The organism is Clostridium sp. RTP31139st1_H3_RTP31139_211217, assembly GCF_040227035.1.
GTDB lineage: Bacteria > Bacillota > Clostridia > Clostridiales > Clostridiaceae > Clostridium > Clostridium saudiense.
Map to the genome: position 1 here is coordinate 12370 of NZ_JBCOAB010000011.1, position 16471 is coordinate 28840.

General features: G+C 28.0%; 19 protein-coding genes. 1 reads left to right on the forward strand and 18 read right to left on the reverse strand.

What is annotated here, in order from left to right:
* Window positions 1-30: 30 nt before the first annotated feature.
* From scpB to ABUA17_RS06815, 17 genes are all read right to left on the reverse strand, one after another.
* On the reverse strand, window positions 31-741 hold the full coding sequence (gene scpB, locus ABUA17_RS06735; RefSeq protein ID WP_394805646.1) for an SMC-Scp complex subunit ScpB: 711 nt from the start codon (window positions 739-741) through the stop codon (window positions 31-33).
* Window positions 734-1489 (reverse strand): segregation/condensation protein A, encoded by a 756-nt coding sequence (locus ABUA17_RS06740; RefSeq protein ID WP_042396824.1) that lies wholly within the window; start codon window positions 1487-1489, stop codon window positions 734-736. The genes scpB and ABUA17_RS06740 overlap by 8 nt, the downstream gene beginning before the upstream one ends.
* Before the next feature lie 97 nt (window positions 1490-1586).
* Entirely contained in the window at window positions 1587-2252 is a 666-nt protein-coding gene (locus ABUA17_RS06745; RefSeq protein WP_042396822.1) for a TIGR03943 family putative permease subunit, read from the reverse strand.
* Window positions 2253-2270: 18 nt separating this feature from the next.
* Window positions 2271-3179: a permease gene (locus ABUA17_RS06750; protein WP_052330627.1), complete on the reverse strand. Its 909-nt coding sequence runs from the start codon at window positions 3177-3179 to the stop codon at window positions 2271-2273.
* A gap of 16 nt (window positions 3180-3195) precedes the next feature.
* On the reverse strand, window positions 3196-3831 hold the full coding sequence (locus ABUA17_RS06755; protein WP_042396819.1) for a GTP-binding protein: 636 nt from the start codon (window positions 3829-3831) through the stop codon (window positions 3196-3198).
* An 11-nt stretch (window positions 3832-3842) separates the two neighbouring features.
* On the reverse strand, window positions 3843-4793 hold the full coding sequence (locus ABUA17_RS06760) for a CobW family GTP-binding protein (protein ID WP_154821155.1): 951 nt from the start codon (window positions 4791-4793) through the stop codon (window positions 3843-3845).
* A 246-nt stretch (window positions 4794-5039) separates the two neighbouring features.
* Window positions 5040-5405, reverse strand: a complete 366-nt coding sequence (locus ABUA17_RS06765; RefSeq protein WP_042396814.1) for a methylglyoxal synthase — start codon at window positions 5403-5405, stop codon at window positions 5040-5042.
* Window positions 5406-5459: 54 nt separating this feature from the next.
* Window positions 5460-6071, reverse strand: a complete 612-nt coding sequence (locus ABUA17_RS06770; protein ID WP_042396811.1) for a DNA-3-methyladenine glycosylase — start codon at window positions 6069-6071, stop codon at window positions 5460-5462.
* Window positions 6072-6134: 63 nt separating this feature from the next.
* Window positions 6135-7208, reverse strand: coding sequence for an SPFH domain-containing protein (locus tag ABUA17_RS06775; protein ID WP_042396809.1), 1074 nt, complete (start codon window positions 7206-7208; stop codon window positions 6135-6137).
* Between the two features lie 46 nt (window positions 7209-7254).
* Entirely contained in the window at window positions 7255-7974 is a 720-nt protein-coding gene (locus ABUA17_RS06780) for a PspA/IM30 family protein (protein WP_042396807.1), read from the reverse strand.
* 121 nt (window positions 7975-8095) lie between these two features.
* Window positions 8096-8716, reverse strand: a complete 621-nt coding sequence (locus ABUA17_RS06785) for a hypothetical protein (protein WP_042396804.1) — start codon at window positions 8714-8716, stop codon at window positions 8096-8098.
* 146 nt (window positions 8717-8862) lie between these two features.
* Entirely contained in the window at window positions 8863-10077 is a 1215-nt protein-coding gene (locus ABUA17_RS06790; protein ID WP_042396801.1) for a D-alanyl-D-alanine carboxypeptidase family protein, read from the reverse strand.
* Between the two features lie 156 nt (window positions 10078-10233).
* A complete protein-coding gene (locus ABUA17_RS06795; protein ID WP_042396798.1) occupies window positions 10234-11538 on the reverse strand; it encodes a pyrimidine-nucleoside phosphorylase in 1305 nt (434 codons plus the stop codon).
* 17 nt (window positions 11539-11555) lie between these two features.
* Complete coding sequence (locus ABUA17_RS06800; RefSeq protein WP_195951445.1) at window positions 11556-12728, reverse strand: phosphopentomutase; 1173 nt, start codon at window positions 12726-12728, stop codon at window positions 11556-11558.
* Between the two features lie 41 nt (window positions 12729-12769).
* On the reverse strand, window positions 12770-13648 hold the full coding sequence (locus ABUA17_RS06805) for a tyrosine-type recombinase/integrase (protein ID WP_042396791.1): 879 nt from the start codon (window positions 13646-13648) through the stop codon (window positions 12770-12772).
* Window positions 13649-13723: 75 nt separating this feature from the next.
* Window positions 13724-14359: a stage II sporulation protein M gene (spoIIM, locus tag ABUA17_RS06810; RefSeq protein WP_078061300.1), complete on the reverse strand. Its 636-nt coding sequence runs from the start codon at window positions 14357-14359 to the stop codon at window positions 13724-13726.
* An 84-nt stretch (window positions 14360-14443) separates the two neighbouring features.
* Window positions 14444-15112, reverse strand: a complete 669-nt coding sequence (locus ABUA17_RS06815) for an HD domain-containing protein (RefSeq protein ID WP_042396786.1) — start codon at window positions 15110-15112, stop codon at window positions 14444-14446.
* Between the two features lie 174 nt (window positions 15113-15286).
* Here ABUA17_RS06815 and ABUA17_RS06820 point away from each other — a divergent pair, with 174 nt between their 5' ends.
* Window positions 15287-15619, forward strand: coding sequence for a DUF1622 domain-containing protein (locus tag ABUA17_RS06820; RefSeq protein WP_243275558.1), 333 nt, complete (start codon window positions 15287-15289; stop codon window positions 15617-15619).
* Window positions 15620-15649: 30 nt separating this feature from the next.
* On the opposite strand, the gene spo0A is transcribed toward ABUA17_RS06820, so the two are convergent.
* Entirely contained in the window at window positions 15650-16468 is an 819-nt protein-coding gene (gene spo0A, locus ABUA17_RS06825; RefSeq protein ID WP_055290978.1) for a sporulation transcription factor Spo0A, read from the reverse strand.
* Window positions 16469-16471 lie beyond the last annotated feature (3 nt).

Here is a 16471-nt window from a genome sequence, read left to right on the forward strand (position 1 = left end):
TTTGATACAGCTTTATTTATATAATAAAAATTATTTATCTTCATCAATAGCAGCTTCATTCATCTCTTCTGCTACGTCCTCTTCTATATTATTTTCATTATCATTATTTTCAAAATCATCAACTTCTGGTTCCATATCTTCAATTGCTTTATTTAATAAATCAATTGAACTTTGGGTTTCTTCATCACTATATAAATCTAATGATGGTAATTCCTTTATTGTTTTTAAACCAAATTGTCTTAAAAATTCATCTGTTGTTCCATAAAGTATTGGTCTTCCTGGAACTTCTAATCTACCTATATCTTTAATTAATCCTCTTTCAATTAATCTTGCAATAGCAGATTCAGATTTAACACCTCTTATTTCATCTATATCTATACGTGTTATTGGCTGTTTATATGCAATTATTGCTAAACTTTCTATAGAAGCTTGTGATAGAGAATGTTTTTTATTTTTCTTTAATAGCTTTTGAACAAAATCTGAATTTTCACTTTTAGTTACTAATTGATATGCTCCATTTATGCTAATTAATCTTATTCCTCTACTTTTATCTTCATATTCATTTGCCATTTCACTCAGGATTTCTTCAACATTCTTTTCTTTAAGTTCTAAATTATTGCTTAATTCCCTTAATGCTAAAGGTTCACCACTTACAAATAGCATTGATTCTATGGCTGATTTTATATCTGACTTTCTTGATAGTTCATTAAATTCATATTGCTTAACATCAATGTTACTCAATATCTCTCCTCCTCTTAATAAGTATATTTGAAAAACTCTCATCTTGGAAAACTTGAATAGTTCTTATCTTTATAAGCTCTAATAATGCTAAAAATGTTACTACAGTTTCAAGCTTACATGTACTTTCTTTCATTAAGTTATTGAATTCAATAACTTCACTAGAATTAAACCTTTCTAAAAGTTCTTCCATCTTATCTTCAACCTTATACTTATCTACATATATCTTCTTTTGTACTACATTAACCTTATTTTGTTTCTCTCTATAGGTTTCTAATATTTTATTATAAATATTATATAAATCTAAAAGTGTAAGATTTTTAAATATATCATCATTATCGATTTTTTCTGGTTTTATTTCTTCAATAATTTCAGGCTTTTTACTAAAAACTTCACCAGCATTTATATATTTATTCTTAAAGAATTCTGAAACGTTCTTTATCTTCTTATATTCAATTAGTCGTTCCATTAATCTTTTTTCAATATCTTCTTCACTTTCCTCTTCTTCATCAACCTTTACTTTTGGTAAAAGATTTTTTGATTTTATCTCTATTAAAGTAGCTGCTACTACTATAAATTCAGATGTAATTTCAAGGTCCATTACTTTTCTAGTATTAAGATATTCTAAATATTGATTTGTAACTTTATATATCTCGATATTATATATATTCATCTTATTCTTTTTAATAAGATGTAGTAATAAATCAAAAGGTCCTTCAAAATCTGCCACTTTAACCTTTGGCAATTCCATTAATTCATCCCGCCCTTATATTTTTATTAAACTTCCCTATTAATCTTATAGGGTCTCATAACTTATATAATATCAATTTTCTAATAAAAGAACAACCCTAAAGGTGCTCATGATAATATATATCCGTTGGTTCATTTTGAAGCTTATATTCATTAGCTAATATAAAGAACTTTTCATCAAAGCAAATTTCTCCGCTTATACTTATCCATTGCCCATCTTCAAAATCATTATCAATACCTTTTACTCTTATTTGTATTTTTTCTTTATCTGCCTGACAGCATTTCACTGCTATTCTTGAAATAATAATGCAATCAGGATTTTCTTCACTTTTATCTACATACCCTAAAAAAATCATCTTTTTTCCTTCGAACTTTTCTTTATTGTCATTTATGTCATTTAAAATTTCATAATTTTCGCTATTTATAATTATAGCATCATCGTTTTTATTAAGGCCCAAATCACTATTTATATTATTAGTTTTTAATAATGGAAATATAAAAAGCAAAATAAAACCTATACATAATGTGAAAGTTAATGGAATAAATTTATTTGTTATTTCAACCCTTCTTTTAATAGTAAATATTCTTCCAAACTGAGCAATTGTAAACACACCTAAAATAACTATACTTAAGTAAAAGTATTTTATCATGTCTACTCCTACAAAGTTAGTAATATTTCCACTTCTTATTAAAAAAACAATCGAAACTTCCATTAATATTAAAATAATAAACCATATTAATTCATCAACATTGAATTTTTTCATAGCTCCCCCATATATTAATTAAACTACAACTAAACAAATCAGAAATACTACAACAGAAATCATTGCTAAAAGCTTAAGGACAAACTTCTTTTTAAAGAATCCAAAGGCTAAAATTAAATTTTTAAGATCCATCATTGGACCTAATATTAAAAAGGCAATTACTCCTGCAACCCCAAAGTTGTCCATAAACCCTTTTGCAACAAATGCATCTGCTTCTGAGCATAAAGAAAGTAAAAAGCCCAAACACATCATTATTATAATTCCTATGGTTTTTCCTGAGGTCATATTATTTATTAAGCTATCTTGCATAAAAACAACAAAAATACTTGAAAGGAATGCACCAAAAATAAAATAAATACTTATATTTAAAAATTCATTAGAAGCATTTAATATTAAATTCTTTATCTTACCTTTCAATGAAATATAATAATTATTACTATAAGTACAACAATCACAATAAAGTCCAACATTATCATCTTTAACAACTTCATTTTTCTTCTTTTTGTCATACATTATACCAGTCAATAAACCAACTATTAATGCACCTACTACTCCTCCAATAGTTCTATAGATAACAACACTTATGTTATCTGGAAATGCATAATATGTAGACATAATTACAACGGGATTAACTATAGGTACAGCTAACATAAATGTAATTCCAACACCTACAGGTAATCCTTTCTTTATTAAGCTTCTTGCAATAGGAACAATTGCACATTCACAAACTGGAAAAAATATTCCTGCAATTGCAGCTATAAAATATCCTATAATACTGTTTTTAGGTATTATTTTTTTTATAAAATCATCAGAAACATAAATTTGAATTATTGCTGATAAAACTGCACCTATTAGTAAAAAAGGTAGTGCTTCAACAATAATTCCAAGGTAACTCCACATCCAAGATTCAAATTTACTTATACTCACTTTCTCACCTGCTAACTCACTTTCTCATATAATCAATTATCTTAACCCTCATGTTTCTTAAAAAATTATTTTCAAGCAACTTACTTTCATCTAATGCTTTTTCGAAATCCTCATTATTATTTGACTTTATAATTTGTGCTTTATGATTTAATGTACCAAGAAGATCTATATCTTCCTCTATTTTTTCTTCACTTAACTTATAACAATTATTTATTACTAAAACATCACTACTTTGAATAAAAGGAAGTAAAAGTTCTCCCATATTCTTAATATAAAAATCTAAGCTATCTCCGTCACATACAAAATACATTGTATTTAATTTTATGAGTTTTCCTGTTTCATTATCAAAAATGCATCTGTATAAATGTTCTAAAGTTTCTGTACCGTTATACTCAATTATTATCCTATGTGGCTTATATTCCTTAACAATCTTATAAATTTCTCCGTTTAACTCTGAGTTATCCTCTATAAAATCAATATGTTTAACAGTAATATCATTTTCTTCTAACTCTTTAATTTTTACATTTCCGCTTTCACATGTTAAGACTATTATTTTTTCACCAACTGCCTTAGTTTTATTGATTAATGAATTAATAAAGGCTGACTTTCCAGCCCCTAAAAATCCAGTAACTACTTCTATGCCAACCTTCATAATACCACCACCTAAAGAAAGAAATTTTTTATTTTATCTCTATTTAAGTTTGTCCCAATAAAGGAAATAACAGATTCTCCTCTATAAGCTATCTTTTCCATATTTATTTCAGATAAAGTATAGTCAAACTGTTCCTTACCATTATTAGTGTCAACTATTCCTTTTGCTCTAATTATTTCTCCAAATTCAAAGCTATTTTTAATAAAATTAAATTTACTTAAAAGTTCTTCCTTAGAAACTTTTCTATTAACCTTAAGTGCAAAGCTTTCAAATTGGTCTTCTTCATTATTTTCTTTTTTAAGTATTCCTTTAGAAAAACTGCTTTTCTTTAATGATGTTTTTCCACTTTTTGTACCTTTATTCCTTATAATAAAATTCTTTGGTATTAAGTCTTCAGCTTTAGTATTTTTCCATTCCTTACTAACGATGATTGCATTTTTATTTATTTTTCCTATTTCATCATGTAATTTCTTAACCTCTTCACTACTTATATTTTGAGTTCTACTTAATATCACAATATCAGCATTTCTTATTTGGTTATCAAAGAAGCTTTTAAAATTAGATAAATATAAATTAAATTTTTCTGCATCAACAACTGTTATTGCCTTTTCAACATAAGCAACATCTTTCAATTCTTTCTCTTCAAATACTTTTTTTATGTCACTTAGCTTTGCTACTCCTGTAGGTTCTACTAACAGCCTGCCTACATTGCAATTTTCAACAACATCTAAAATTGATTCCTTAAAATCACCGGTTACCTGACAGCAAATACATCCTGCATTAATTTCTTTTACTAATGTATTTGTTCTTTTTAATATTGTTCCATCAATACTTACTTCACCAAATTCATTTTCAATAATAGCTATATTTTCATTATAATAGCCTTCTTCTATTAGCTTCTTTATTAATTGTGTTTTTCCCGCTCCAAGAAACCCTGAAAATAATTCTACTTTAACACTCATTCTAAACTTTCCCTATATTATTGTTCTCAAAAAATTCTATGAAAACTTTCTTACTTTTATGCTTATTTTACTTTCAATAATGTTTATCATATATTTTTTTATTTTTTGTATATAATAATATTGTAGATGTATCATTTTATATGAACGTTATACACAAATAAAAAAATAGAGTTGCCATTATGCAACTCTATTTTTTATACATCAAAAACTATACCTATACGATTTAGTAATTTCTTTATTAAATTTTTATTTATGCAATGCATCTAATACTAATTGGGCTGTTGAAACATTTGTCGCAAGAGGTATTTCATAAACATCACAAAGTCTTAGTAATGCATTTATATCTGGTTCATGTGGTTGTGATGTTAAAGGATCTCTTAAGAATATTACTAAATCAAGCTTTTGTTCAGAAACTAAAGCTCCGATTTGTTGATCTCCACCAAGAGGTCCACTCTTTAATCTATGCACTTCTAAATTTGTATTTTCCATAATTCTTAAACCAGTTGTTCCTGTTGCATAAAGTTCTAAATGAGATAATCTTTCCTCATTTATTTTTGCGAAATTAACCATTTCCTCTTTTTTCTTATCATGTGCAATTAATGCTACTCTCATCTTTATCTCTCCCTTTTACTTTTCTGCACCTTGAAGATTCAGAAATTACATTTGTTATTTTTTTGATACAAAATCATTATCTTTTATATAAAATCTCCATAAAAAATCTTTAGCCTCTTCTGCATAGTCTATTCCAATTCTTTTTGTTTTAACTATTTCAAAATCATTTTCCTCAGATTCTTCAAGATAGATTTTCCCTTGTTCATATAGTTTATCCCCATTTAAATCTTTATCTATTAAATAAGCTAAACATAATTTAGATGGACCATTAGTTAAGTTTTTAATTTGAGTTTTACTTAATTCTTTAAATTGTTTTTTATATCTAACTTGTGAAATATAATCAAATTCATTTAAAGGTTCAATTGCTCTTATTAAAACTGCTTCTGCCACATCTTTTTCATTAGTAACAACATTAAAACAGTGATATAATCCATATATAAAGTAAACATAAGCTACTCCGCAATCACTATATAATATTTCAGTTCTTTTTGTTCTTCTACCATTATAAGCATGACAAGCTTTATCTATAGCTCCTATATAGCTTTCTGTTTCAACTATTTTTCCTTTTAAGATTCTACCATCAACTTCTCTAACTAATACCTTTCCAAGTAAATCATTAGCAACATCTATTGCACTTCTGTTATAAAACTCTTTATCGATAATCATAATGTACTCCTTAAATGTTTTTCTTAAGTTTAGGTATTTCCTATTTCAAAATTATAATTCTTTTTAATTTACTTTACAGCCACACTCTCCACAGAACTTAGCACCTTCTGCTACTTGTGCCCCACACTCGCTACAAAACTTCTTCTTTGTTTTAGTAACTTCTTCTTGAACATTTTTCGTTCCACAATTAGGGCAGAATTTAGCATTTGCACTTAAAGGTTCTCCACAACTCTTACAAGTTGTACTAGAATTATTTCCGCCAGCATTATGTGATGAATTAGATGATGAACTATTTTCCATGTTTTTCTTCATTTCATTCATCATATTCATTCCCATTTGCATACCCATTCCTGCTTGAGCCATATTAGCCATTGAGTTATTAGGATTTTTCTCCATAGCCTCTACCATAGAAACATTTTGGTAATGACCTATATTACCTACCATTCCATAAGCTGCATTTTTATCTATCATTTTTTGAACTGACTCAGGATAACTGAAGTTTTCTATATTAAATGATGTTATAGTAAGACCTATTTTAATCATTTCCATATCTAAATCAGTCTTTATACCATTTGCTATATCAAAGGAATTTGCTTGTAAATTAAACATATCCTTTCCTTCTCTAACTATCCATTTCATTAAAAGCTGATCTACAACAGCTAAAGCTCTCATTTTTACATCATCAACAGTAAATTGACTTTTAATACCTGCAATCTTATCTATTAATGTCATATGATCATCTATCTTAACATTAAATGATCCAAAAGCTCTTATAGGCATTCCACCTGGCATTCCTGGTGCTGGAATATTTACTGGGCTCTTAGTACCCCATTTAACTTGAAATTCTTTTGTATTTATAAATAGTACTTCTGCTTTAAGTCCAGACTTAAATCCAAATTTAAACCCTTTTAAAGTTGACAATAAAGGTATTATTTCTGTTTCTATTTCATAATTACCTTCTTCAGTAAATACACCTTCAACTTTGCCATTATGCATAAATATAGCATCTTGACCTGGTCTTATTATTAATCTACTATTCTTTTTAATTTCGCTATTTTTCCATTTCCAGAACAAAACATCATTTCTCGTTTCATTCCATTCTATTACGTCTAACAGTTGATTACTAAACAACCCCATACTATTTGCCTCCTATATTATCCATGCCATTAAAATATTCTATATATTATTTTTCTTCTTTAAGTTTTGCTAACTCATCGTCAATTGCAGAAGCATTATTATTTCCCTTTAAAGCTGCTAGTTCATCTTCTACATCACTATTAGAAGTTTTATCATATTTACTCATTAAATCATCTATTCCATCACTTGGCTTTGAATTTAATTCTGCCATAGCATTTGCTTCATCTAACATTCTATTTGCCTTTTCTTCCATTCTGCTAAATGAATCTAAACTTGATTTTGAATTATTTATAGATGAGCCCATTTTATTAATTCTTTCTTGCATCTTTGCAGTTGCAACTTTAGCTTTAATTGTGCTTCTTCTTTCATTAAGCTCTTCAATTTGACTTGTTAATTTATTATACATTTCTTTCATCTTAACTGAATTATTATGTGCAGCTTCATACTTTGTGTTAAGTGCACTTAACTTTTCAGATAATGATACCTTCTTTGTTAAAAACGCTCTTGCATCATCATCATTTCCTGCATCTACAGCCCTTTTTGCATACTCTAACATTTTATTTACATCTCTTTGGCATTCATCTAATTCTCTTTTAGCTCTAGTCTCTTCCGCCATTACTGAAGCTGTTTCTGCTTTAACTTTATTTAAATCATCATTTAAGTTTCTCATTAATTGATCTATCATTTTAATAGGATCTTCTGCCTTGTCTAATAACGCATTAATATTTGATGACATTATATCACTAAATCTTTTTAAAATTGACATTTTTAATCCTCCTATATTTAAAATATTACTATTTATATTTTACCATTATTTAGCTTAAATAAAAATATTAATTCCTTTTAATTTCATATTTCGCTTTATAAAAAACTAATTATATATTACTTTAAACTATTGAAGCATATAACTTATCATCTTTTGTATAAACCGTAACAGTAAATGTTCCAAGTGGTCTATAATTACCATCAGTTGCAGATAAGTAGCCTCTTAATTCTAATTCAACAATACTATCATTTTCATTTTTACTTTGTAGTATAACCTTATCTAACTTAAAATAAACAGGATCTTCATTTGATAGGCCAAATTGTTCCCCTAGAAAGTTTGCATTTTCCATAACTCTTTCTTTTTCTTCATCCGCTATCAATACAACGTCTTCACTATTACTATCCCAATCACTAACAATATAATTATATGCTTCTGAGTTTTTATGTAGATATTCCGTTAATAAATCTATTGCAAAATCTATTTCCTTATATTCACCTTGCACGTGAGGATAACCATTCATGTCATCATATATCTTATCCCCTTCATTTAATTCATATATATTTTTACTTGATTCATAGCTTTTTCCTAAAGCATTAAACACAGTATATTCCATAGTTTCTTCTTCAATATTTTCTTCAATAATAGTATTATTATTCTCACCATTTGTTACAGTATCATTATTTGCTGAACATCCCGTTAATAAACCCACTATTACCATTACATATATTAATTTTCTCTTCACTAAAGTTCACCTTCCTACATTTACATTGTAGTATAAAAAAAGGGATTAATCCATTTTTTTTATGAATTAATCCCTTAACATAACTTTTATATTTTATTTTAGTGACTAACTCAACATATTGTCTATCCAATCACTAAATATACTATTTATACTCCCTTTTTAAATAGATTTTTCATATTATATTTTAAGTTATCAATAAATCCGCCTTTTTCAACATCTCTATCACAATATAACTCTACTTCTCCAACCTTTTGACCATCTAGATATACTTCACATTTTCCTACTATCTCACCTTCAGTATAACTATCTTTTGGCTCATTTAATATAATCTTATTTTGTGGTTCTCCTTCACTGCCTTTTAAGAATACTATAGATAAGTCATCTTTAGCTTTTGCTACATAATATCTATCTTCACTCTTTCCTAAATATACAGTTTCAACATCATCATCTTTATTAAATAGCTTTTTACCTTGATATTTTGAGAAACCATAATTCATAAGCATACTAGCATCTCTATTTCTAATCTTATATGTAGGTGCTCCCATAATTACAGCAAGCATTCTTACTCCATCTCTTACAGCTGTTGCACTTATACAATACTTAGCTTCTTGAGTAAATCCAGTTTTTAAACCATCGCATCCATCAAAGAAACGAACTAATTTATTGTGATTTACTAACTCAATAGGACTCTTTCTTCCTTCAGATATTGTTTCCATATATGTACCGCTATATTTTAATATTGTTGGATGCTTTAGTAATTCTAATGACATTATAGAAATATCTCTTGCTGTTGTTAAATGCCCTTCAACTGGTAAACCATTACAATTTTTAAATGTTGTATTAGTCATTCCTAGTTCTTGAGCACGTTCATTCATTAATTTAACAAATTCATCAGTAGAACCACTTAAGAATTCTGCCATAGCAACTGCTGCATCATTACCTGATGCTATTGCTATTCCTTTTAATATTTCTTCAACAGTTCTTACCTCTCCAGTGTCTAGAAGCATTGTGCTTCCACCCATACTCTTAGCATTTTCACTACAAGTTATCTTATCATCTAATGAAATTTTACCACTATCAATAGCTTCCATTGCTAATAACATTGTCATTATTTTAGTTACAGAAGCTGGGGCAAATTTTTCATCTGGATTTTTTTCATACAGTACTGTACCACTTACAGGCTCAATAAGAATTGCAGATTTTGCATCTACATTCATACCTTCTTCTAAACATGCTGTATAAATATCCTGTGGATATTCATTTTCCCATTCATTTCTTTCAGACGCCATTGGAATAACTGTATTTAAACATAATAAACATAAAAGAATAATAGAGATTTTTTTAAATAATTTTTTCTTCATTTGTTCTCCTCCTTTTAAGCTTATTATTGCCCAAAAAAAATAAAAATATGATAAAAAGAATTTTACTTTCTATTTATCATATTTTCCTCTTAGGCTACACCCCTAATCATTGAAAGTGACAAGCGACAAGCTTGTCACTGATTAAGTTTGTTAACTTTATTTTATAATGTCATAAATTAGCGGAATATTTAAGTCATATTTATCTTCAATAGTTATATTATTTAAGATACTTTCTCTAGCCTTTTCTATATTCCCTTCGTTATTTGAGTGTATGTACGCTAGAACATCACCCTTGTTAACTTTATCGCCTCTCTTTTTATTTAAAACAAGTCCTACAGCTAAATCTATTTCACTTTCTTTAGTTGCACGTCCTGCTCCAAGTTCCATGGCAATTAGTCCAAAAGCTTCTGCTTTAATCTTAGTAATATAACCATCTCTTGGTGCAATAACTTCTTCTATATACTTAGCCTTAGGGAATTTACTAAAATCATCTATTGGTGAAATATCTCCACCTTGTGCTTTTATAAATTCTTTAAGTTTTTCTAAGCCTTTTCCATTAGCTATATTTTCTTGTAACATTTTTCTAGCTTCTTCTTCGCTTTCCGCTTTTTTAGCACAAAGTAACATATTTGAGCCTATAGTTAATGTAAGTTCTAAAAGGTCTTTAGGGCCATTTCCTTTTAATAATTCAATAGCTTCCATAACCTCTAAGCTATTTCCTATTGCATATCCTAATGGCTGATCCATATCAGAAATTACTCCAATAGTTTGTCTTCCAAGATGATTTCCGATATCAACCATTTCTCTTGCAAGTTCTTTAGCTGTTTCTGGTGTTTTCATAAATGCACCATCTCCAACCTTAACATCTAAAACTATAGCATCAGCTCCTGAAGCTATTTTCTTACTCATAATACTTGATGCTATTAAAGACATGTTATCAACAGTTGCTGTAACATCTCTTAGTGCATATAACTTCTTATCAGCAGGAACTAAGTTTCCACTTTGCCCCATAATAGCAATATTAATATTATTAACATTTTCCATGAATTGTTCTTCTGTTAATTCAACAGAAAATCCCTTAAATGTTTCAAGTTTATCTATAGTACCACCAGTATGACCTAAACCTCTTCCTGACATCTTAGCAACTGGTATTCCAAGTGATGCAACTAAAGGAGTTAAACAAATAGATGTTTTATCTCCAACACCACCAGTAGAATGCTTATCTACCTTTATTCCATTAATATTACTTAAATCAATTTTATCTCCAGATTCAACCATAGCATTAGTTAATTCTGCAGTTTCTCTCTTATTCATCTTATTGAAAAATATAGCCATAAGCATTGCTGATGCTTGATAGTCTGGTATACTTCCATTTGTAAACCCTTCTACAAAAAAGTTTATTTCTTCTTTTGTTAATTCTTCGCCTTTTCTCTTTTTCATTATAAGGTCATACATTCTCATAAGTTTAATTCCTCCAACTATTCCATTATTTCATTTAAGAAGCTTTTTCCAACTAATTCATTCTTAACATTAAAGAAATCTAATATTGTTTTTCCTATATCAGCGAATGTTTCTCTTGTTCCAATATTAACTCCTGGTTTTACATGTTTTCCATAAACTATTACAGGTATATGCTCTCTTGAGTGATCTGTACTGCTAGTTGTAGGATCACAGCCGTGGTCAGCTGTTATTATAAGGATATCCTCATCAGTCATTTTTGAATAAATTTCTTGTAGTCTATTATCGAACTCTTCTAAAGCTTTTCCGTATCCACTTGGATCATTTCTATGTCCATATAACATGTCAAAGTCAACAAGATTTGTAAAGATAAGACCTTCTTTTATAGTATCCATATAATCTAAAGTTTTATCTACACCATCCATATTGCTTTTTGTATGAACTGCACAAGTAATACCCTTTCCATTGTAGATATCTTCAATTTTACCAACGGCTGCAACTTCTAAATTTTCTTCTTTTAAATATTCAAGCATAGTCTTATTAAAAGGATCTAATGCATAATCTCTTCTATTAGAAGTTCTCTTGAAGTTTGGAGCTTCTCCTATAAAAGGTCTTGCAATAATTCTTCCTACTGCCCATTCATTTACAAGCATATCTCTTGCTATTTGGCACATTTCATATAATTTCTCAACTGGAATAATATCTTCATGAGCCGCAATTTGGAATACACTATCTGCAGATGTATATATAATCGGATATCCAGTTTTAACATGTTCTTCTCCCAAATCTTCAATTATTTGAGTTCCTGAAGCAACAACATTACCTAATATTCCTTTTATATTTGCTCTCTTTATAAATTCATCTATTATTTCCTTAGAGAAACCTTGTGGGTAAGTATTTAAAGGTTTTTCTAAAATTACACCACTAATTTCCCAGTGCCCTGTAACAGTATCCTTTCCTTTTGATGCTTCTTTGCTTCTACCATAAGCACCTATAGCATTTTCACATTTCTTAGGAGCATTAACACCTTCTATGTTACCTATTCCTAACTTTTCTAGTTCTTTTATTTCAAGACCATTACAAGATTTATATACATGATCTAAAGTATGACTTCCTTCATCACCATAGCTCTTTGCATCCTCTAATTCTCCAACTCCTACACTGTCTAATACAATTAATATAGCTCTTTTCATATTTTTTCTCCTTTCGTATATAAAGCCCCTTTTTAAAAGCCTTAAGCTCTCGGATGGGAGTTTTTATAAACCAAGTTTATTTTATCATTATTTATTATCTCATAGTAAGTGTCCATGTAAGTTAATACTTGATTTCCTAAAAGTTTTTGTACCGCTCTTACATTTGCTCCATTTTGAAGTAGGTGTACTGCAAAGGAATGTCTAAATGTATTTAAATTAACATCTTTATTTATTCCTGCTTTGTGAGAATATTCTTTTACTATTCTCCAAACTCCTTGTCTTGTTAATTGGTTACCATTTAAATTAACAAACAAATTGTGTACTCCTGCTGAAGCTATTATATCCCTTATAGATAAATATTCCCTTAAAGCCGCTTCTGCGCTTCTTCCAATAGGGATAAGTCTTTCATAATTTTTATTATCATGACATCTAACATATAGTAAATCTAAATTTACATCTTCAACAGATAGATTAATTATTTCAGAAACTTTCATTCCTGTAGCATACATAAGTTCTAATAATGCATTGTCTCTAATTCCCTTATTACAATCCTTATCTACTACTTTAATAATCTTATCTACTTCTTCAACGGTTAATATTTCTGGAAGCTTCTTTGATTGATCTGTACTCTTATAATATATCTTCGGTATATCTCTTATTATCTTTTGATCTTTTAAATAATTATAAAAGCTTCTTAAGCTAATAACAATTCTACTTATTGATCTTTCAGATTTTCCTTCTTCCAACAAATGGTCGATATAATTTTTAACTGTAACATTGTCAGTTTCATCTAAATATATATCTTTACTATTTAGATACTTGATATACAAATTCACATCAGTTACGTAAGCATAAACAGTGTTATCACTTTTATGACTTTCAAGTAATGACTCACGATATTCATTTACTATTTCTTTCATAATTCTCCCCATTCCCACCTTAATTATTATTATTCGACAACAGCTTTAGAATTTCCTTTTATAATCATCTATTAATTAACCAACTTTATAAACATTTGTAACTACAAACTTAATAATATTTGGACCAAGATATGCTTCAATTAGAGTTCCGATAATGAATACACATGCCAATACCCCAATCTTTAAAATTAGTTCTCTCTCTACTATTGTATTTACTTTACCTTTATTAAAGAACTTATCTTTAAGTTTTGTTGAAGAAAATTCAATTCCAACTATACTTAATGCTATAAAGCAAGGAATATAAATAATATTCTGTGGTATTGTTGAAGCTAACGCTAACCATAATCCTTTACCGTCGAAGGTTGAAATTAAAAAGCTAAAGGTATATCCTAATGTAAATCCTTTAACTAAATCCAATAAAAGAATTATTGGCGTCCCAAATACTGTAAAGGACAATGCTATAATTATTGTTATAAGCATTAAATTTTTCTTTAGTATATTAAATAATAAAACTTTATTATTCACTGCTTCTTTTGCTATACTTTCAGTAAATGTAGAAAAATAGCTCGTAAGATCTGTTGCATCTCTTGCACTCATATATTTGACTATATATGTACCTAATGCTATACCTACGCAAAAGAATATAAAAACCATAAAATAATAAAACTTATTTTCTTTTTTATTTAAGTTTAATTTACTTATAATCTCCAAAGAAACCACCCCCATATTGTTATATCTTAATAATATGATAGTAATTTCTAGTATATTCATAAGTGAATATATGTAACTTAAATTTTATATAATTTTTTCTATTTTTTTCACTTTTTCCTTTATATTTTTTAAATCCAAATTGTAGTTTTCTTCTAAAATTGATATAACTTTTTTTATATCTTCTATTTCTTTTGCTTTTTTATTATCTTCTAATTGCCCTCTTCCTAATCTGTCACTTATAAATAGTAAAATCATATCATTTAAATCTACATCTTTTATCATTTCTTTTGTTTTTGCAAAAGGTAAATCTTGAATTATATAAAGATGATGCATATGATATTTTATTAAATTTAATATTTTACTTTTTTCATCATTTTCATAATTATAATAATCTAATATTTTTTCTGCTAATTTTACTCCTTCTACATCATGATTATACGAAATCCATCTTCCTTGTTTATTTTTCTTTGTTGTTGGGCCTTTTCCTACATCATGTAATAATGCACCCATCATTAAACTTTCTTTATCATTTGCAAATTCTTTTACTTTAGCTGCTGTATCTATCACTTGCATAACATGATTCCAGACATTTCCCTCTGGATGATATTTAAGGTTTTGTTCTGTATTTTGAAGTATAAGTAATGCATCCAAAGGTGTATTTCTTAACGAATCTTTAATTTCTTCTAAATAGCTTGATGGTTTTTCACAAATTATTAATTCTTTTTGTATTTCCCTTAATTTATTTTTTTCCATCCTTTTCTCCTTTACATATAGTTTCGTACATATTTAGTTTTCCTACATTCTTTCAAAATATTTAATACACATATGTTTTATTCTAATAATTATTTATAAGTTTATTACTATATTCGTATTATTTTTTAAGCTTTGGGTAACCTAAAGATATTATCAATTTGAGGTGTATACATTTTGGAAGAATTATTTAACAAATATTTACCTATTCTTATTCATATTTTTGAGCTTATGGGAATTTTGATTTTAACTCTTGGAGTCTTTACAGCTTTTTATCACTATATTTTAAAAAGATTTTTCAAAAGAGATGTTGATATTAAATATGAATTTGCAGATGTTATGGTTACAACTTTAGATTTTAAGTTAGCAGCAGAAATATTGAAGACTGTTATCATTAAAAATATGGATGAATTAATTATTTTAGCTTCAGTATTTATTATAAGAATAATCATGACTTTTGTATTAGAAAAAGAAATGAAAATAGAAAAATCTAAAAAAGACAGTAACTGATTTTAAAATCCGTTACTGTCTTTATATATATTAAGACACTTTATTCTTTAATCTTAGCTTGTCTGCAATGATAGCTATGAATTCTGAATTTGTTGGCTTACCTTTTTCATTGTGTACAGTATAACCAAATAACTTATTGATAGCTTCTACTTGTCCTCTACCCCAAGCAACTTCAATAGCATGTCTGATAGCTCTTTCAACTCTTGAAGCTGTTGTATTATATTTCTTAGCGATTGAAGGATATAATTCCTTAGTTACAGCTGATAATAATTCCATATCATTAACAACCATAGTAATAGCTTCTCTTAAATACATATATCCCTTAATATGTGCAGGTACACCTATTTCGTGAATTATGTTTGTAATTTCAGTTTCTAAATCAACAGGACCCCTGTTGTTACTTGTACTAATCATTTCAGTAGCAGTCATAGCAACTTGCTTTTTAACTGGCTCATTATTTCCGATTGTATCATTAAACATATCTCTAATACGTTTAGTGAATATGTCCATATCAAAAGGTTTTACTACATAATAATCAGCACCTAAAGTTATAGCTCTTTGAGTTATTTTATCTTGTCCTACTGCAGATAAAACAACTATTCTTGGGAATTTATCTAAATCCATAGAATTTAATCTTTCTAAAACCCCTAAACCATCTAAATGTGGCATAATTATGTCTAAAACAACTAAATCAGGTTTCTTCTCCTCAATTAGTGTTAATGCCTCTCTTCCATCCTTCGCAATCCCTGTTACAACTATATCTTTTTGATTTAAAAGATAGTCATTCAAAATACTACAGAATTCTTTATTATCATCAGCAATAATTACAGATATTTTATTTCCATCCATCGT

Bases quoted from the DNA above. Each gene is read 5' to 3' on its own strand.
- ABUA17_RS06780 (WP_042396807.1), bottom strand. From the start codon at position 7,974: ATGTCAATTTTAAAAAGATTTAGTGATATAATGTCATCAAATATTAAT.
- ABUA17_RS06745 (WP_042396822.1), bottom strand. From the start codon at position 2,252: ATGAAAAAATTCAATGTTGATGAATTAATATGGTTTATTATTTTAATA.
- ABUA17_RS06800 (WP_195951445.1), bottom strand. From the start codon at position 12,728: ATGAAAAGAGCTATATTAATTGTATTAGACAGTGTAGGAGTTGGAGAA.
- spo0A (WP_055290978.1), bottom strand. From the start codon at position 16,468: ATGGATGGAAATAAAATATCTGTAATTATTGCTGATGATAATAAAGAA.
- ABUA17_RS06790 (WP_042396801.1), bottom strand. From the start codon at position 10,077: ATGAAGAAAAAATTATTTAAAAAAATCTCTATTATTCTTTTATGTTTA.
- ABUA17_RS06805 (WP_042396791.1), bottom strand. From the start codon at position 13,648: ATGAAAGAAATAGTAAATGAATATCGTGAGTCATTACTTGAAAGTCAT.
- ABUA17_RS06775 (WP_042396809.1), bottom strand. From the start codon at position 7,208: ATGGGGTTGTTTAGTAATCAACTGTTAGACGTAATAGAATGGAATGAA.
- ABUA17_RS06770 (WP_042396811.1), bottom strand. From the start codon at position 6,071: ATGATTATCGATAAAGAGTTTTATAACAGAAGTGCAATAGATGTTGCT.
- ABUA17_RS06760 (WP_154821155.1), bottom strand. From the start codon at position 4,793: ATGAGTGTTAAAGTAGAATTATTTTCAGGGTTTCTTGGAGCGGGAAAA.
- ABUA17_RS06740 (WP_042396824.1), bottom strand. From the start codon at position 1,489: ATGGAATTGCCAAAGGTTAAAGTGGCAGATTTTGAAGGACCTTTTGAT.
- ABUA17_RS06755 (WP_042396819.1), bottom strand. From the start codon at position 3,831: ATGAAGGTTGGCATAGAAGTAGTTACTGGATTTTTAGGGGCTGGAAAG.
- ABUA17_RS06815 (WP_042396786.1), bottom strand. From the start codon at position 15,112: ATGGAAAAAAATAAATTAAGGGAAATACAAAAAGAATTAATAATTTGT.
- ABUA17_RS06795 (WP_042396798.1), bottom strand. From the start codon at position 11,538: ATGAGAATGTATGACCTTATAATGAAAAAGAGAAAAGGCGAAGAATTA.
- ABUA17_RS06765 (WP_042396814.1), bottom strand. From the start codon at position 5,405: ATGAGAGTAGCATTAATTGCACATGATAAGAAAAAAGAGGAAATGGTT.